Origin of the sequence: Variovorax sp. V116, assembly GCF_041154435.1 — a bacterium.
In the GTDB taxonomy this organism is placed as follows: domain Bacteria; phylum Pseudomonadota; class Gammaproteobacteria; order Burkholderiales; family Burkholderiaceae_C; genus Variovorax; species Variovorax paradoxus.
In genome coordinates, this window is the sequence record NZ_AP028661.1 from 4108661 (window position 1) to 4126399 (window position 17739).

Consider the following 17739-nt stretch of genomic DNA (forward strand, 5'->3'; position numbering starts at 1 on the left):
CGCTATCTGCAGCGAATTCCACTGTGAATCTTAGAAAAACAATGAAATCCACTGGATTGTGCGCTTTAGATTCCATGCATTCACCTTCATTCGCGTAAATACCCATGAAAGTCATCGTTCTCGGCGGCGGCGTGATCGGCACCACCACGGCCTACTACCTGGCGCGCTCCGGCGCCGACGTGACACTGCTCGACCGGCAGGCCGGCCCCGCGGAGGAAACCAGCTTCGGCAACGCCGGGCAGGTGTCGCCGGGCTACTCGACGCCATGGGCCGCGCCCGGCATTCCGCTGAAGGCGATCAAGTGGATGTTCCAGAAGCACGCGCCGCTGTCGATCCGCCCCGACGGCACGCTGTTCCAGCTGCGCTGGATGGCCGCCATGCTGCGCAACTGCTCGCCCGAACGCTACGCGGTCAACAAGGAACGCATGATGCGCGTGGCCGAATACAGCCGCGGCTGCCTGCAGCAGCTGCGCGCGGAAACCGGCCTCAGCTACGAGCACCGCACCGGCGGCACGCTGCAGCTGTTCCGCACGCAGGCGCAGCTCGATGCGGTGCAGCGCGACATCGCGGTGCTCGAGGAATGCGGCGTGCCCTACGAACTGCTCGACCGCGATGCGCTCGCACGCGTGGAACCCGCACTGGCCGGTGCGCGCGACCGGCTCGCGGGCGGCCTGCGCCTGCCGAACGACGAGACCGGCGACTGCCACCTGTTCACGCGCGGGCTGGCCGACATCGCACGCAGCCTGGGCGTGGACTTTCGCTTCGGCCAGTCGGTCGAAGGCCTGGAGATGGCGGGCGACCGCATCACGGGCGTGCGCACCGGCGCCGGCAAGATCCTCACGGCCGACCGCTACGTGATGGCCTTCGGCAGCTATTCGCGCGCCGCCATCGCATCGCTGGGGCTGGACATTCCGGTGTACCCCGTCAAGGGCTACTCGCTCACGGTGCCGCTGGTCGATGAATCGCTGGCACCGCAATCGACCGTGCTCGACGAGACCTACAAGGTGGCCGTGACGCGCTTCGACAACCGCATCCGCGTGGGCGGCATGGCCGAGCTCGGGGGCTTCGACCTGCGCCTGAACCCGCACCGCCGCGCCACGCTTGAGAAGGTGGTGAGCGACCTGTTCCCCGGCGGCGACCTGCCGCGCGCCACCTTCTGGACCGGCCTGCGCCCGATGACACCCGACAGCACGCCCATCGTCGGCGCCACGCGCTACGCGAACCTGTTCCTCAACACCGGCCACGGCACGCTCGGCTGGACCATGGCCTGCGGCTCGGGCAAGCTCATCTCCGACCTCGTGACGGGCCAGCGTCCGGAGATCCGCACCGATGGCCTGGCGATGGACCGCTATGCGCAAGGTGCGCCGCGCACTGGGCGTTCGAATCCCACGACTGCGCCGGCCTGACGCCTACGTTTCGGGGGGTCTATTCGGGGCGCGTGCACAGGCCACCGGGTACTCCCCTCCGCGAATGTCCCCCGGCTTCGCCTCCTCCTTTATTTCGCTGCGGGGAGCACCCGATGCCCTGTGCACCTGGGCACGCTCGTGGTGTACCGCTGATCAACCAGTGCTCTGATCACGCTCCCGCCGATGGGGTGCCTTGCGCAGCGAAATTAAGGAGGAGGGCGAAGCCCGGGGGACATTCGCGGAGCAAGGTTCCCCGTCGACGGGAGCGCGCCCTGAACGACAACAACAAAAACCCCGCTCAGGCAGCCTTGGCAATCGGAATCGTCCCGCTGCTCATCCCGCGGTAGACCTCCGCCTCGCCATGCTTCGCAAGCAACTGCATCAGGTGCTTGCGAATCAGCATCCCCGGCCGATCGGACTCCATCGAATATTCGACGCCGCGCCGCCGCGTGTCGACCAGCGCATCAGGGTCGGTCGATTCGAGGATGTCCTTGTCCTCGCGCGTGACCGCCTCGTCGAAGTCGATCAGCATCTGTGCCGTGCAGTCGGCCTCGGTGTCGTTGCGGAACAGCCATTGGCACAGCTGCATGCGGCCGTCGTCGATGGGCGTGAAGCAGTTGATGATGATGTGGCGCACGCCGCTCGGGTATTCGATGTCGAGCCGGCGCGAGAACGGCAGGAAGTAGGCGTTGCGCATGTGGCGCGTGGTGATCGCATCGGTCACGCCGCTGATCGCGTGGAACTTCACCGGGTTGGCCGCTTCGATGATGGTCTCCGCGTAGAAGCCGTTGTCGTTCTCCACCAGTTCGTACTTGCTCGGCTTCGGGCTCGCGGCCACGCCGAAGGTGGCGCGGTGCACGAAGCTGAAGTGCGAGTTGTCGAACGAGTTCTCGAGCGCGCGCATCGGGCTGGTCTGCCACTCTTCGTAGAACTGGAAGATCGTGCGGTAGCCCGGGTCGTCGAATTCCGGAATCGCGGGAATGTCGGCGATGGGTTCTTCCAGCGCCACCCAGGCGTAGCCGTAGCGCGCGGCGCAGCGGTAGGCAGTGGTGCGGTACTCCGGCGAGATCTTGCGCTCGGCCTCGTACTGCGGAATGCGGATCACCTGGCCGCTGCGGTCGTAGGTCCAGCCGTGGTAGCCGCACTGGATGGCGCCCTGCCCGCAGGCCCGGCCTTCGGCATCGACGCACCAGCCTTTCGACAGCTTCGCGGTGCGATGGCAGCAGCGGTCGCGCAGCGCGGCGGGCTGGCCGTCCGCATCGATGAAAAGAACAATGTCTTCGCCAAGCAGCCTGAAGGGCTTCGGGCCGTTGGCCAGTTCGGTGAGCGGCATGACGGCATGCCAGAACTTGCGGAAGACGGGTTGTTGGGTGACGAGCATGCGTGGACTCCTTCTGTTGTTGCGCGTGGGTACGAACGAACCTGAAAGAGCAATTTCCTGCCGCAAGGGCTGAACGCTTCTACTCTGCGCCACCTGCCATGCAAATTGCGCGCCTGCATTGTGGCTTGGGTCCGCCACGCATTCAAGCCCTGGCATGGCTCGTGCATCGACTCCCGCAAGAGTAGAAGCGTTCAGCAGCGCACGCACCACCCTTGTGCGCCCGCCCGGAAATTGCTCTTGAAGTGCCTTCCGCCCTGCGCGGAGGGATTCAAGACCCGAGGATTCCGAGGCCCACCATGCAACGTCGTCGATTCTTTTTTCTTGCGGCCAGTGCCGCCGCCAGCACCCTTGCCGCTCCCGCCGTCTTCGCCCAGGGCGGCGGCAAGCCGACCCCGCTCAAGTTCACGCTCGACTTCCGCATCAACGGCCAGACCGCGCCCTTCTTCCTCGCACACAGCAAGGGCTACTACCGGGACGAAGGCCTGGACGTGGCCATCGACACCGGCGCCGGCTCGGTCGCGTCGATCACGCGCATCGCGAGCGGCGTCTACCAGATGGGGCTGGGCGACATCAGCTCGCTGGTCGAGTTCAATGCGCAGAACCCCGGCACCCCGATGGTGCAGGCGGTGTACCAGTACTACAACCGCGCACCCTTCGTGATCATCGGCCGCAAGGACCGCGGCGTCACGGCCGACTTCAAAAGCCTCGCGGGCAAGAAGGTGGCCGCGGCGGCCGTCGAATCGACCCGCCGCGCATGGCCGATGGTGGCGCGCAAGCAGGGCATGCGCAGCGACGCCTTCCAGTGGCAGACCACCGACTTCAGCGCGCGCGACAACGTGATGGTGCGCGGCGACGTCGATGCCGCGACCTACTTTCACGACTCTGCCATTTCGCTCTTCGCGCGCATGAAGGCGGAGGAACTGTCGGTGCTCAAATATGCGGACGCGGGGGTCAACCTGTACGGCAACGCCATCCTCGCGAGCAGCAACCTGATCGCGCAGAACCCCAGGGTGGTTGCGGCCTTCCTGCGCGCCACCAACCGCGCCATCGTCGAGACCTTTGCCAATCCGGCGCCCAGCATTGCGGCCATGCGCCAGCGCGAACCGATCCTCGATGAGAAAATGGAGCTTGAACGCTGGGGTGTCACGGCGCAATATGTAGGTGCCGCCGACACGCGCGGCCACGGCCTGGGCGACATCCGCAAGCTCACGCTCGAGCAGCAGGTCGACGAGGTCGCCGACGTATTCGGCCTCAAGGTCAAGCCCTCGTCCGACGCCATCTTCAACACGTCGATGCTGCCATCGCGCAACGAACGCATGATTCCCACCAAGGCATGAACTTCAGCAACAGCAATCTCCATTCCATCCTCCCCGAAGAAGCCACGCTCGACGAACGAGACGGACGCTACCTGCGCAAGGCCATCGTCTGGTCGCATGCGGCGCGCCGCCGCGGCAACCGGCCCTTCGGATCGGTCATCGTCTCGGCGGCCGGCGAAGTGCTGGCCGAAGCGGCCAACAGCAACACCGAGACCGGCGACTGCACGGCCCATGCGGAGATGAACGCGCTGCGTGCGCTCGCGGGGCGCGGCCTCACGCGCGAGGAACTTGCCGGCGCCACCATCTATGCATCGGGCGAGCCCTGCGTGATGTGCGCGGGCGCGATCTTCTGGTCGAACATCGGCCGCGTGGTGTTCGGCATCGATGCCGAGCGGCTGCGCGTGTTCCGCGGCGAGCGGCAGGACCAGCGCGATGCCGAGCTGTCGTGCCGCGACGTGTTCCGCGCCTCGCCGCATCCGATCGAATGCATCGGGCCCGCGCTGCTCGATGAAGCGAGCGCTGCGCACGACGGCGCCTGGGGCAGCTAGCCGCCGCGCGGGCGGTGCCGGGCGAATAGACTCGTTGGATGTCCTGGCAGGCCCATCTTCATCTCGACTACCGACAGGAAGCCGCCCGCAGCGTCGCGCGCTTTCGCCACGACGGGCCGCTGCGCATCCTGCAAAGCCTCTACCCCGAGGGCGATGCGATCTGCCACAACGTGCTGGTGCATCCGCCGGGCGGGCTGGTGGGCGGCGACACGCTGGACATCGACATCGAGGCGGCCGACGCAAGCCATGGCCTGATCACCACGCCGGGCGCGTCGCGCTTCTACCGCTCCGAAGGCGAGCTCGCGCTGCAGCGCACGCGCATCCGGCTTGCCAAGGGCGCGCGGCTCGAGTGGCTGCCGCTGGAGGCCATCTGCTACAGCGGCTGCCGCGCGGAGAACCGGCTCACCATCGAGGCCGAGCCCGGCGCCGAGATGATCGGCTGGGACGTGACGGCCCTCGGCCTGCCGAATGCCAACCAGCCCTTCGAGCGCGGCACCTACCTGCAGCACATCGAAGTGCCGGGCGTGTGGCTGGAGCGCGGGCGCATCGACGCGGCCGACCATCGGCTGCTGCAGAGCCCGCTGGGCTTCGGCGGGCATCGCTGCATCGCGTCGCTGTTCTTCGTGTCGGGCACGCCGGCCGCGCGGGCACGGCGCGAGACGCTGCTTGCGCTCGCACGCACCGCCATCGATGCGCACGGCCTGCAGGAAAGCGCCGGCGCGACCAGCCCGCATGCGGAGATCGTCGTACTGCGCGTGCTGGCGCCGGTGGTCGAGCCCGCGATGCAGCTGCTGCGGCAGGTGTGGCAGGCGTGGCGCGCCGAGCTGTGGCAGTTGCCGGCGAGTTCGCCGCGCATCTGGGCGACCTAGCGTTTCAAGCCGGCATGTCGGTGCGCGGCAGCCGCAGGTGCTTCTTCAAGGTCTCGAACACCTGCCGCGTGACCGGATTCACCACGTGGCTGCGCACGTACAGGTAGTACGCCAGGTCGGGCAGGCGCGGCATGCCGTCGCCGGCGCCCAGCACGCGCAGGCCGGCGTCGAGCTGCTCCACGCCGCGCGCCGTGACGCCGAGGCCCGCGCGCAAGGCGGCCTTGATGCCGATCAGGCTCGACGAGGTGTAGCGCGGCGTCCAGGCCACGCCTGCGGCGTCGAGCGCCTCGTGGCCGATGCGGCGGAAGATGCTGGGGCCGTCGGCCATGATCAGCGGCACCGGCTTGGATGGGTCGTGCACGTAGCTGGCGGCGCAGAGCCACACGGTCGGCGAATTGCGCAGCACCACGCCGTCGAACTGCGGGTCGGCGCGGTTCGAGATGATCATGTCGACCTCGCCACTCTTGAGCGAGGTCATGAGATAGGGGCTGCGGCCGATGTGGATGTCCAGTTGCAGCAGCGGCGAGGTGCGCGCCACCTCGGTGAGCAGCAGCGGCAGCATGGTCTCGGCCACGTCGTGCGGCGCACCGATGCGCAGGTTGCCTTCGAGCTCGCCCTGGCGCAGGCTGCGCAGCGCCTCGTCGTTGAGCGCGAGCAGGTGGTGCGCGTAGGTCAGGAGCCGCTCGCCATGTTCGGTGAGGCGCTTCTGCCGGCCCTGCTTGGCGAACAGCGCGTGGCCCACCTGCTCTTCGAGCCGCTGCATCTGCTGCGTGATGGCCGACTGCGTGCGACCCAGGTGCACGGCCGCCGCCGCAAAGCTGTGGTGGCTGACGACGGCCGCGAAGGAGCGCAGCAATTCAAGATCGAGCGTGGACATACATTAATTTTATTGATGTATTACTTGCGCCGGCTGGATTGTCGGGTCACGCTCCGGTCACTACAGTGAATGCACACCAAGACACGCATCCCCACTGGAGAACCCTGCATGAGCACCCTGTCCGACCCACGCCGCGAGGCGGTCGCCGCGTCCATCGACCGGATGAAGAAAGCCATTGGCGGCGCTGAACCAACCCGCGAAAAGCTCGATGCGGTGCTCGACGCGCTGCAAGGGCTGGCCGCGCGCACCGACTACTGGGGCCCCGCCGACTTTCCGGCGCCCGAGGCCGGCGAGCACCAAGCCCGCTACCTGATTGCCGAGGACCCGGACCAGAGCTATGCGCTTTATCTCAACGTGATGCGCCCGGGCAAGAAGATCGTGCCGCACAACCACACCACCTGGGCCTGCATTGCCGCGGTGGAAGGCACCGAGCACAACCGCGTGTACGAGCGGCGCGACGACGGCTCGGCGCCGGGCGTCGGCAAGCTCGAGCAAACCGCGCTGGTGGTGGTCGCGCCCGGCAAGGGCATTGCGCTGATGCCCGAGGACATCCACTCGGTCGAGATCCAGGGCGACCAGGTCATTCGGCACCTGCACATGTATGGCCGCGCGCTCGAGACGCTGAACCAGCGCACCGCGTACGACCTGGAAGCCGGCACCTGCCAGACGATGGGCATCGGCGTGCAGACGCGCCGCTAGCCCCCTCTTCTTTCAACCTCGTTTCTTTCATGCGGGCCGCGCCGGGCGCGGCCTCGCAGGACCGCGTTCGTTCCAACGGCTTGCTTTCCATGACCTCTTTCATCGATCCGAAGACCCTCAAATCCTGGCTGCACGACGACGGCGAGATCGCGCTGCTCGACGTGCGCGAGCACGGCCAGTACGGCGAGGCGCACCTCTTCTACGGCATTCCGCTGCCCTTCAGCCGGCTCGAACTCGATGCGCCGCGCCTCATGCCGCGCCGCAGCGTGCGCGTGGTCGCGTATGACGGTGGCGATTCCGACGTGGCCGAGCGCGCCGCCCGCCGCCTCGCCGCGCTGGACTACACCGACGTGCACGTTCTGCAGGGCGGCACCCGCGCCTGGAAGGCCGCAGGCCATGCGCTCTTCGCGGGCGTCAACCTGCCGTCGAAGACCTTCGGCGAACTGGCCGAAGAGGCCTATCACACGCCGCGCGTGAGCGCCGACCAATTGGCCGAGATGCTGGCGCGCAAGGACAAGGTGGTGGTGCTCGACGGCCGGCCGGTGAGCGAGTTCCACAAGATGAACATCCCCACGGCCACCTGCTGCCCCAATGGCGAACTCGCGTATCGCGTGCGCCGGCTGGTGCCCGACACCACCACGCCCATCGTCATCAATTGCGCGGGCCGCACGCGCAGCATCATCGGCGCGCAGACGCTCATCAACCTGGGCCTGCCCAACCCGGTCTATGCGCTGGAGAACGGCACGCAGGGCTGGTACCTGAACGACCACGCGCTGGAGCACGGCGGCACGCGGCGCTATGCGCCGGACAGCGGCAACACCGACCTGCGGCCGGCCGCCAAGGCACTGGCCGAGCGCTTCGGCGTGCCCACGGTCACGGCGCAAACGGTGCAGCAATGGGCCGGCGATGCCAACCGCAGCCTGTTTCTCTGCGACGTGCGCACGCCCGAGGAATTCGCGACCCGCACGCTGCCCGGCGCGCAGCACACGCCCGGCGGGCAGTTGATGCAGGCCGGCGACCAGTACGTCGGCGTGCGCGGCGCACGGCTCGTGCTGTTCGACGACGACGGCGTGCGCGCGCCCACCATCGCGCACTGGCTGCGGCAGATGGGCCACGAGGCGAGCGTGCTCGAAGGCGGACTCGCGAGCGGGCTGTCGCTCGCGCCCGCCGCAGCGCCCGCTGCACCCGCGCTGGCGACGATCGATGCAGAGGCGCTGTCCGCCCGCCTTGCGCAGGGCGAGGTGGCGCTGGTCGACCTGCGCCCGAGCATGCAGTTCCGCGCCGGCCACATCCCGCAGGCGCGCTGGTCGATACGCCCGCGCCTCGCCCAGGACGTGAAGAGCGAAACGCGCCAGCTCGTGCTGGCGGCCGACGACGCTGCGCTCGCGGCATGGGCCGCGGCGTCCGAGCTGGCCGGCCTCTCGCCCGCGCCGCTGCTGCTCGAAGGCGGCATGGCCGCATGGCGCGATGCCGGCCTGCCGGTGCAGGCCACGCCCGCCCTGCCCGCGGACGCGGACTGCATCGACTACCTGTTCTTCGTGCACGACCGCCACGACGGCAACAAGGAAGCGGCGCGCCGCTACCTCGCCTGGGAGACCGGCCTGGTCGCGCAGCTCGATGCGCAGGAGCGCTCGGCCTTCAGGCTGCCCACCGCTTCCGCCGCGCGGCACGCCTAGCTCACCCGGTTTCGCTTTCTCCGTTCGCCGTTGTCAGTTCCTATTCCAGGAGTTTCGTCATGTCGTCTGCCTTTCGCATTCCGAGCCTTGCCCGTCTTTCAATCGCTGCCGCATGGCTCGCGGCCATGGCGCTGCAGCCGGCCTCGGCCCAGCCGCTGCCGGCGCGCAACGGCTTTCCGTCGCAGCCGGTGAAGTTCGTCTCGCCCTTTCCCCCGGGCGGCGGCAACGACGCCACGGCGCGGCTGGTCACCACGCGGCTGCCGGAGATCATGGGACAGGCCGCGGTGGTGGACAACCGCGGCGGCGCGGGCGGCAACATCGGCGCCAAGTCGGTGGCCGAGGCCAAGCCCGACGGCTACACGGTGCTGACCTCGCAGGTGTCGATCATGGCGGTGAACCCATCGCTCTACGCCGCGCCCGGCTTCGATCCGATCAAGAACTTCGTGCCGATCACGCAGATCAACGCGGCGCCGCTCGCGCTGGTGGTGGAAGCCAATTCGCCCTACAAGACCTTCGCCGACCTGGCCGCGCGCGCCAAGGCCAGCCCCGGCAAGGTCACCTATGCCACGCCGGGCAACGGCACGCTCTCGCACCTGGTCGGCGTGGTGCTGCAGAAGGACAGCGGCGTGGACATGACGCATGTGCCCTACAAGGGCGCCGGCCCTGCGCTCACCGACCTGCTTGGCGGACAGGTCGACGTGCTCGTGACCTCGACCTCCTCGGTCGCGGGCATGGTGCAGAACGGCAAGCTGCGCGTGCTGGCCGTCACGAGCCCGCGCCGCATCGGCGTGTTCGCCAAGGCACCGACGCTCGAGGAGCTGGGCTATGCCAATGCCCGCTTCGAGGACTGGTACGGCTTCTTTGCGCCGGCCGGCACGCCACCCGAACGCGTGGCCTACCTGAACGAAGCCATCGTGCGCACGCTGCGCCTGCCCGAAGTGACCAAGCTCGTGACCGACGGCGGCAGCGAGGTGGTGGCCAACACGCCCGAAGCCTTTGCCGGGCAGCTGCGCCAGGACATCGACCGCTGGTCGCGCATCGTCAAGCTTTCCGGCGCCAAGGCGGATTGACGCACCATAGAGGCCCGCGCTCGCTGGAACACACCATGTCCGATTCGCCCCAAGACACCGCTGGCCACTCCCTCGACACCCGGCTCGCCCATGCCGGCAAGGCCCCGGCCTACTTCGGCGGCTCGCCGGTCAACACGCCGCTGGTGCGCGCGAGCACCGTGCTGTTCGACAGCGTGGCCGCCATGCGCGAGACGCGCGCGCGGCGCGGCGAAGAGCGCGCCTTCAGCTACGGCGCACGCGGCACGCCCACCACCTTCGCGCTCGAGGACGCGGTGAGCGAACTCGAAGGCGCCCACCGCACGCGCCTCTTTCCCACCGGCCTGGCCGCCATCGGCATGGTGCTGCTGTCGTACCTGAAGCCCGGCGACCATGTGCTGATGTCGGACAGCGTGTACGAGCCGGCGCGCAAGCTCGTGCATTCCTTCCTCGATCCCTACGGCATCCGCTGCAGCTTCTTTGCCGCGGACGGCAGCGGCATCGAGGAACTGTTCGAGCCCAACACGAAGCTCGTGTATGCCGAATGCCCCGGTTCGCTGGTCTACGAGATGTGCGACCTGCCGAAGCTGGCCGAGCTGGCCCATGCGCGCGGCGCGCTCGTTGCCGCGGACAACACCTGGGGCTCGGGCGTTCAATACCGGCCGCTTGCACTGGGCGCCGACATCTCGCTGATGGCCGCCACCAAGTACCTCTCGGGCCACTCCGACGTGATGATGGGCACCGTGGCCACCACGCGCGAAGCCTGGCAGCCGCTCAACGAGCGCTGCGACGCCTTCGGCATGACGGTGAGCCCGGACGATGCCTGGCTGGTGCTGCGCGGCATGCGCACGCTGTCCGCGCGGCTGCAGATGCACGAGCGGCATGCGATGGAGGTGGCGCACTGGCTGCAGGCGCGGCCCGAAGTGGCGGCGGTGTTCTGCCCCGCGCTGCCGCAGCACGCGGGCCACGCGCTCTGGAAGCGCGACTGCCGCGGCACCAACGGGCTGGTCTCGTTCGAGCTGCAGCCGGGTATCGGCAACGCCTCGGTCGAGCGCTTCGTCGATGCGCTGTCGCTGTTCGGCCGGGGCTCGTCCTGGGGCGGCTATGAAAGCTTGGTGGCTTGGGCCGACATGCGCGCGGCGCGCAGCGTGACCGACTGGAGCACGCGCGGCGCTGTCGTGCGGCTGCACGTGGGGCTGGAGGCGCCCTCGGACCTGCTGCGCGATCTTGAATGCGGCTTCGCGGCGCTCGGTGCCGTCTGAAGGCGCCTGCGCAGCAGCTCAGGCCGCGATCGGCTCGGGAAGGATGGCCGTCAACGCAAAGTCGACCAGATGGAGCCAGGTCGCCTCGAGCCCCATGATGCTGTGGTGGTCCGAGGCAGGCACGGTCTGCACGCTGATGGGCGTGGGCCAGGCCGCGATCAGCTTCTGCGAGCGCTCGGGCAGCACCACGTCGTCGCGCTCGGCCAGCAGCACCTGGGTCTTGGCGGCCACTTCCTTGCAGTGCGTGAGCGAGTCGAAGCGGTGCCGCAGCAAGAGCGCGAGCGGAACCAGCGGAAAGCGCTTCTTCGCCACTTCGAGCATCGAGTCGTAGGGCGTGACCAGTTGCAGGCTCGAGAAGTCCTGCTGCGCCACCAGCTGGATGGCCACGCCTGTGCCCAGGCTGCGGCCGACCACGTGCAGGCGCGCCTGCGGAAAGGCCTTGCGCAGGTGGTTGGCAAACTGGATCGCATCGGCCACCGAGGCAATCTCGGAGGGATGCCCTTCGGAGTCGGCCACGCCGCGGTAGTTGACCGCCGCAAATCCGAAGCCCTCCGGCAGCCAGTGCAGCGCCTGCGCGGTGGCGCGGACGTCCTCGCCCCGGCCGGCAAAATAGATGAACAGGTCCTGCAGCGCTTCTTCGCCCTGCGGGTGGTAGACGTAGCCGCGCACCATGCCGCCCGGCACGGTGTGGGAGTAGGTGGAAAAGTCGTCGGACAGGTGGACGACCGGAAGCTTCCTGGCGTTGAAGAGGATGTGCCCCTGCCGCGTGGCAAGAAGGGTCCAGTACGCCGCCATGCCGCCAATGGCGGCGGCCGAGGCCGAGAGTGCAATGCGAAAGGCTTTGGAAGATGACAAGGCTTGGCTCCTGCTTACTTCTTGCAGTCGCCGCCGACGGACACCGTGCCGTCCTTGCACTCCGTCAATATCTCTTCGCCGGCCGGGCCTGCGCTCGGACGCGCCGGGGCCGCGCCTGCGGCGGGAGCGTCTTCGCGCTGGTAGACGATCTTCTTGCTGCCGAGATCGCAGCTGCCCACCACCTGCCCGGGCGCCTCTGCGTTGGCATCGACGGTGATGACGGCGAAGCGCGTCACGCCGGCCGCGGCAATCTTCGCTTCGATCTGGGTGCGCAGGGCTTCGCAGTTTTCGGCGCCGTGGGCGGTGCCCGCCAGGGCAAGCGCCATGGGAATCAACCAGGGTTTCATGATGAGTCGGCCTCGCAGCGGAGGGTTTGGCAAACAAAGAGTCTAGCCCTTCATTTTCCGGCGACGCATCCTCGCGCACGATGCGGTAACCAGGCGTCACTGCCCGTACCGCGCACTCGCAGGCTCAGCCGCAGGCGTTCCTGCCGGCCGGAGACTGGCGCAGCCTGTTGAGGAAGGCAAGCTGCACCCTGGCCGTCTCGCTGCCCTGCGAGGCGGCGCGCAGCATCCACTCGCGGGCCTCGCAGCGGTCGGCCCTGATGGCGGCGCCGTACAGCGTCGGCCCCGCCAGCAGCACCATGCCCAGCATCTCCTGCGCCTCGGCGTGGTCCTCGGCCGCCGCTTGCCGAAGCTGTTCGAGCATCGCGCGGTAGTCGCGGGCGGCCTGCGCTTCCAGTGCCAGCTGGAAACGCTGCTCGGCGTGCAGCACGACGCCCGCATCGGGCGGCTGCGCCGCAGAGAGCGCCGCCGCAAGGCACAGGGCGCCCGAAAGGCCGATGCGCCAGCGCAGCGACCAGCTTGCGATTTGATTCAATTCGGAGGCCATCGATGTTCTCCACCACTCGTTTGCGTGGAGGCCATCGTGGCAGCAGGCGGCGGCCGCGAGAAACTGGATTTCGCGCAGCCAGGCTCAGCCGGCGCCTGAGCCCTTGCGCGTCGTCATGCGCTTCAGAACTTTGCGGTCAGTGCCACCTGCAGCTCGCGCCCCGGTCCCGGCATGATCAGGTTGTCGACGCTGCCGTGCGCGGACACGTAGTACTTCCTGCCCGTGATGTTCTTCAGGTTGACCGAGAGCTCGTAGCGCTCGGTCCTGTAGCTTGCGGCCAGGTCGGCCGTGACATACGAAGGCAGCGTCACCAGGTTGCTGAGCGAGGCATAGCGCGCGGCCACGTAGTTCACGCCGCCGCCCGCGCTCAGGCCATGGCCCAGGTCCTTCATGAGCCACACGAAGGCCGAGTGCCGCGGCGTGAGCGGCGCCACCTTGCCCTGCACCGGCATCGCGGCGCCGATGGGCAGCTGCAGCGAACTCACGGTGGCCAGCGACTTGACCATGCGGCCGTCCAGGTAGGCGTAGCCCGCGCTGACGTCCCAGCGCCCCGGCAGCTTGCCGGCCAGCGCCAGTTCCATGCCGTTGGTGCGCTGCGTGCCCACGTTGATCTGCCGCGCCGGGTTGGACGGGTCGGTGTTCTTGATGCCCGAGCGCTCCAGGTTGAAGAGCGCGGCCGTGAGGTTGAGCGCGCCGTCCAGGAAGTCGAGCTTGGCGCCGATCTCCTTGTTGACGGTGATCTCGGGATCGTTGGCGGCGTTGTTGGCCGACAGCGCGAAGGTCTCGGCCGAAGGCTGGAACGAGCGGCTGTACGAGACGTAGTAGGACTGCGAGTCGCTCGGCTGCCAGACCAGGCCCGCGCGCGGGCTGAACTTGCGGTCGGTGCGCGAGAAGGGAGCCAGCGTGCGCTCGAAGGAAGTCTCCTGGCGGAAGTCGTCGTAGCGTCCGCCGACGAGCGCCTTCCACTGGGGCGCCAGCGTGATCTGGTCCTGCGCATAGAGCGCGGCCGTCTTGAAGGTGGAGTTGCTCGGAATCGCGCTGTTGGCCAGGTAGCTGGCGAGCGGGATGGGCGGCGGCGCGGAGACCGGGTTCAGGATGCTCACGCGCTCGAAGCCGGTGGCCGAGGACACCGTGTACGCACGCTTGTCCTGCTTGCCGAGTTCGGCGCCGATCAGCCACTCCTGCTTGAAGCCGCCAAGCTCGTTGCGCCATGTCAGGTCGGTCTGGTTGAACCAGCCGCTCTCGTCGCGGTCGACGAAGCCGCGGGTGCGGCCGACGGTCATGCGCACCGGGTCGGTGGTGCCGCTGGGCAGCGTGTTGAAGCGGTCGAGCTTGTAGCTGTAGTAGCGCGTGGTGTTGCGCAGGCTCAGCGTGTCGCTGAAGCGGTGGATGAGCGTGGCGGTGAAGGACTGCACGCGGGTGGTGGTGGTGTCGTCGCGCTTCGCGAAGGCCGAGCCGTAGTAGGTGCCGATCGGCACGTTCACCGGGCGGCCGTTGAGCGCCGGAATGCCGAAGTCGGTCAGCCGCTGGTCGTAGGCGTTGGTGTATTGCAGCAGCAGGTCGGTCTGCGGGCTGAACTTCATGGCCAGCGAGGGCGCGATGCTGTAGCGGTCGATGAACTGCTGGTCGCGCCAGCTGCCCGACTTTTCGCGCGCCACGTTCAGGCGGAAGGCCATGTTCTCGCCGATGGGGCGGTTGAGGTCGGCGGTGAGCCGCTTGAAGTCATGGGTGCCCAGGCCGAGCGACACCTCGCCGAAGGGGCGCTCGAAGATCGGCTTCTTCATCACGCGGTTGATCAGCCCGCCCGACGAGCCGCGGCCGTACAGCACCGCGGCCGGGCCCTTGAGCACCTCGATGCGCTCGGTGTCCGACAGGTCGCGGAAGTACAGCGCGTCGTCGCGCACGCCGTCCACGAACCAGTCGGCAATGGCTGTGAAGCCGCGGATCACCACCTGGTCGCGCTGGCCGTCGCCCGCATTGAAGGAAACGCCGGGCGCATTGCGCAGCGCGTCCTGCATGGAGGTGGCGCCCTGGTCCCGCAGCAGCTGCGCGGGCAGCACGTTGACCGCCTGGGGAATGTCGCGCAGCGGCGCACTGCCTTTCGTGGCCGTACTGCCGACCGAGGGTGCATAGCCGGGCTCCTGCTCGGAGGTGACGGTGATCTCCTGCAACGTGCTGGCCGAGGTCTGGGCCTGGGCCGCGCAATGCAGTGCGGCAAGGGTGGCAAGGAAGAGCGGCGTGCGGCGAAGGCGGCGACGCACGGCAGGCGGGCGAGCGGACATGGAGAATTTCCCTCAGGGCGATTTTTTGGGATCGCGAAGCGCCATGCCGCTTCTTCCATCGACCGATGGAGAAACCGCATGCGCCCTGCCTGGAGAAAAATCTGGGTTGGGTCCTTTGCCCGGTTCGCCCTGGCGCGTGGCCGGGGCTTCCTGCAACAAAAGTTCGCTTCGCGCGAACGGCGGGATTGTAAACACAGCCGCGCGGTTTGCGCGCGGCGCCGCCGCCGCCCCTCTTCAGCAGCAGCGCCCCTTGCCCCCGCCGTAGCGCGCCTCGAGCCGCTCGCGGAAGAAGGCCTCGTAGCTCATCGGCGGCTGCTCGGGGTGCGTGGCCGCCATGTGGGTCAGGTAGGCGTCGTAGTCGGGCAGCCCGACCATGAGCCGCAGCGACTGCTTGAGCGAGCGCGCGAAGTAGCGCCCGGCTTCCGGCAATGCGAGAGCCATGGCACCCTCCCGCTCAGCGCGCCGCCGAGGCGGCGAGCGGTTCGAACGGCGTCTCCTGTGCGGTCGGCCGGTGGGCCGCGCGTGCCGCGAGGCAGGCCTTGATGCTGTAGACCAGCACGCTCAGCACCACGAACATGAAGAGCGCGCACAGCGCCGCGTCGAGCCGGTCGTTGAAGACGATGCGCGACATGGCCTCGGGCGTCTTGGCCGGCGCCACCAGCACGCCGTTGGCCAGGCCCTCGGTGTAGCGGGCCGCGTGCGAGAGGAAGCCGATCTTCGGATCGGGCGAGAAGATCTTCTGCCAGCCGGCCGTGAGCGTGCACGCCAGGAGCCATGCGGCCGGCGCAATCGCCACCCAGGCATAGCGCTCGCGCTTCATGCGGAACAGCACCACCACGCCCAGCAGCAGCGCCACCGCGGCCAGCATCTGGTTGGAGATGCCGAACAGCGGCCACAGCGTGTTGATGCCGCCCAGCGGATCGACCACGCCCCGGTACAGGAAGTAGCCCCAGGCCGCCACGCACAGCGCCGTGGCAAACAGGTTGGCCGCCAGCGAATCGGTGCGCTTGAGCGCGGGCACGAAGCTGCCCAGCAGGTCCTGCAGCATGAAGCGGCCGGCGCGGGTGCCGGCGTCCACGGCCGTGAGGATGAAGAGCGCCTCGAACAAGATCGCGAAGTGATACCAGAAGGCCATCATGGCCTGCCCGCCGATCACCTGGTGGAGGATGTGGGCCATGCCCACGGCCAGCGTGGGCGCACCGCCCGCGCGGCCGAGGACGGTGCTTTCGCCCACGTCCTTGGCGGTCTGCATCAGCATCTCGGGCGTGACCACGAAGCCCCAGCTCGAGATGGTCTGCGCGGCCTGCTGCGCGGTGCTGCCCACCAGCGCGGCCGGGCTGTTCATTGCAAAGTAGATGCCGGGCTCGATGCACGAGGCCGCCACCAGCGCCATCACCGCCACGAAGGATTCGGCCAGCATGCCGCCGTAGCCGATGAAGCGCGCATGGCGCTCGTTGTCGAGCATCTTGGGCGTGGTGCCCGAGGAGATCAGCGCATGGAAGCCCGACACCGCGCCGCAGGCGATGGTGATGAACAGGAACGGGAACATGCTGCCCGACCACACCGGCCCGCCGCCATTCGCAAACTGCGTGAGCGCCGGCATCTGCAGCGTGGGCATGACGAACACGATGCCCAGCGCCAGCGCGATGATGGTGCCGATCTTCAGGAAGGTCGACAGGTAGTCGCGCGGCGCCAGCAGCAGCCACACCGGCAGGCTCGCGGCCACGAAGCCGTAGCCCACGAGCATCCAGGTGAGCGCCTTGCCGTCGAAGGTGAAGAGCGGCGCCCATGCGGGGTCCTGGCTCACGGCCTGGCCGCCGAAGATGGCGAGCATCAGCAGCACGAAGCCGATCAGCGACACCTCGCCGATGCGCCCCGGCCGGATGTAGCGCAGGTACACGCCCATGAAGAGCGCCACCGGAATGGTGGCCGCCACGGTGAAGGTGCCCCACGGCGATTCGGCCAGCGCCTTCACCACGATCAGCGCCAGCACCGCAAGGATGATGATCATGATCATGAAGGTGCCGAACAGCGCGATCATGCCGGGCACCGTGCCCATCTCCTGCTTGACGAGGTCGCCGAGCGAACGGCCGTCGCGCCGCGTGGAGATGAACAGGATGATGAAGTCCTGCACCGCGCCCGCGAACACCACGCCCGCCAGCACCCACAAGAGCCCGGGCAGGTAGCCCATCTGCGCAGCGAGCACCGGGCCCACCAGCGGACCGGCGCCCGCAATGGCCGCGAAGTGGTGGCCGAACAGCACGTTCTTGTCGGTCGGCACGTAGTCCAGCCCGTCGTTGTGCCGGTGCGCCGGCGTCTTGCGGTTGCCGTCCAGTCCCAGCACCTTCTCGGCGATGAACAGGCTGTAGTAGCGGTAGGCGATCAGGTAGGTGCAGACCGCGGCGGTCACCACCCACAGGGCGTTGACGCTTTCACCGCGCGTGAGGGCCACGGTGCCGAGCGCGAATGCGCCGGCCACGGCCACGACGAGCCACACCAGGTGGCGGCGGATGCTGTGCATGGGAATGTCTCCTGGGAATGAACCCGGGAGTTTTGCCGCATGGGCGCGCGGGCGCATCCGTCGGACCGCGCGGCCCGCGTGCGTGGCTTTGCGTAATGGAAAACCCTGAA

Annotated in this window: 16 protein-coding genes; 8 read left to right on the plus strand and 8 right to left on the minus strand. The window is 68.3% G+C overall.

Annotation, left to right across the window (positions count from 1 at the left end; all coding sequences use genetic code 11):
• The first annotated feature begins 104 nt into the window (after positions 1 to 104).
• Positions 105 to 1406, plus strand: a complete 1302-nt coding sequence (locus ACAM58_RS19440) for a D-amino acid dehydrogenase (RefSeq protein ID WP_369663342.1) — start codon at positions 105 to 107, stop codon at positions 1404 to 1406.
• A 298-nt stretch (positions 1407 to 1704) separates the two neighbouring features.
• Here the strand turns inward: ACAM58_RS19440 and ACAM58_RS19445 are convergent, their stop codons facing one another.
• Positions 1705 to 2787 carry a Rieske 2Fe-2S domain-containing protein gene (locus ACAM58_RS19445; RefSeq protein ID WP_369663343.1) on the minus strand — a complete coding sequence of 361 codons (1083 nt, stop codon included), beginning with the start codon at positions 2785 to 2787 and terminating at the stop codon, positions 1705 to 1707.
• A 296-nt stretch (positions 2788 to 3083) separates the two neighbouring features.
• Between ACAM58_RS19445 and ACAM58_RS19450 the strand changes: the two genes are divergently transcribed.
• The 3 genes from ACAM58_RS19450 to ACAM58_RS19460 are packed head-to-tail and all read left to right on the plus strand — an operon-like array spanning position 3084 to position 5520.
• Entirely contained in the window at positions 3084 to 4124 is a 1041-nt protein-coding gene (locus tag ACAM58_RS19450; RefSeq protein WP_062365825.1) for an ABC transporter substrate-binding protein, read from the plus strand.
• On the plus strand, positions 4121 to 4651 hold the full coding sequence (locus ACAM58_RS19455) for a nucleoside deaminase (protein ID WP_369663344.1): 531 nt from the start codon (positions 4121 to 4123) through the stop codon (positions 4649 to 4651). Before ACAM58_RS19450 ends, ACAM58_RS19455 begins: the two co-directional genes overlap by 4 nt.
• A gap of 38 nt (positions 4652 to 4689) precedes the next feature.
• Complete coding sequence (locus ACAM58_RS19460) at positions 4690 to 5520, plus strand: urease accessory protein UreD (protein WP_369663345.1); 831 nt, start codon at positions 4690 to 4692, stop codon at positions 5518 to 5520.
• Between the two features lie 4 nt (positions 5521 to 5524).
• Here the strand turns inward: ACAM58_RS19460 and ACAM58_RS19465 are convergent, their stop codons facing one another.
• On the minus strand, positions 5525 to 6397 hold the full coding sequence (locus ACAM58_RS19465; protein ID WP_369663346.1) for a LysR substrate-binding domain-containing protein: 873 nt from the start codon (positions 6395 to 6397) through the stop codon (positions 5525 to 5527).
• 108 nt (positions 6398 to 6505) lie between these two features.
• On the opposite strand from ACAM58_RS19465, the gene ACAM58_RS19470 reads away from it, so the two are divergent.
• The 4 genes from ACAM58_RS19470 (at position 6506) to metC (ending at position 11080) form a co-directional block, all read left to right on the plus strand.
• A complete protein-coding gene (locus ACAM58_RS19470; protein WP_369663347.1) occupies positions 6506 to 7096 on the plus strand; it encodes a mercaptosuccinate dioxygenase in 591 nt (196 codons plus the stop codon).
• Between the two features lie 89 nt (positions 7097 to 7185).
• A complete protein-coding gene (locus tag ACAM58_RS19475; protein ID WP_369663348.1) occupies positions 7186 to 8772 on the plus strand; it encodes a rhodanese-like domain-containing protein in 1587 nt (528 codons plus the stop codon).
• A gap of 59 nt (positions 8773 to 8831) precedes the next feature.
• Positions 8832 to 9842, plus strand: coding sequence for a Bug family tripartite tricarboxylate transporter substrate binding protein (locus tag ACAM58_RS19480; protein WP_369663349.1), 1011 nt, complete (start codon positions 8832 to 8834; stop codon positions 9840 to 9842).
• Positions 9843 to 9877: 35 nt separating this feature from the next.
• Positions 9878 to 11080, plus strand: coding sequence for a cystathionine beta-lyase (gene metC, locus ACAM58_RS19485; RefSeq protein ID WP_369663350.1), 1203 nt, complete (start codon positions 9878 to 9880; stop codon positions 11078 to 11080).
• 18 nt (positions 11081 to 11098) lie between these two features.
• Here the strand turns inward: metC and ACAM58_RS19490 are convergent, their stop codons facing one another.
• The 6 genes from ACAM58_RS19490 to ACAM58_RS19515 form a co-directional block, all read right to left on the minus strand.
• The gene (locus ACAM58_RS19490) at positions 11099 to 11935 is read right to left on the minus strand and encodes an alpha/beta hydrolase (protein ID WP_369663351.1); all 837 of its coding nucleotides are present in this window, start codon (positions 11933 to 11935) and stop codon (positions 11099 to 11101) included.
• A gap of 14 nt (positions 11936 to 11949) precedes the next feature.
• Positions 11950 to 12282, minus strand: coding sequence for a DUF1161 domain-containing protein (locus tag ACAM58_RS19495; protein ID WP_015866754.1), 333 nt, complete (start codon positions 12280 to 12282; stop codon positions 11950 to 11952).
• A gap of 124 nt (positions 12283 to 12406) precedes the next feature.
• On the minus strand, positions 12407 to 12826 hold the full coding sequence (locus ACAM58_RS19500) for a hypothetical protein (RefSeq protein ID WP_015866755.1): 420 nt from the start codon (positions 12824 to 12826) through the stop codon (positions 12407 to 12409).
• A gap of 122 nt (positions 12827 to 12948) precedes the next feature.
• Entirely contained in the window at positions 12949 to 15108 is a 2160-nt protein-coding gene (locus tag ACAM58_RS19505) for a TonB-dependent receptor (protein ID WP_369663352.1), read from the minus strand.
• A 234-nt stretch (positions 15109 to 15342) separates the two neighbouring features.
• Positions 15343 to 15549, minus strand: coding sequence for a YbdD/YjiX family protein (locus ACAM58_RS19510; protein ID WP_015866757.1), 207 nt, complete (start codon positions 15547 to 15549; stop codon positions 15343 to 15345).
• A 13-nt stretch (positions 15550 to 15562) separates the two neighbouring features.
• Positions 15563 to 17629 (minus strand): carbon starvation CstA family protein, encoded by a 2067-nt coding sequence (locus ACAM58_RS19515; RefSeq protein ID WP_369663353.1) that lies wholly within the window; start codon positions 17627 to 17629, stop codon positions 15563 to 15565.
• Positions 17630 to 17739: the final 110 nt, after the last annotated feature.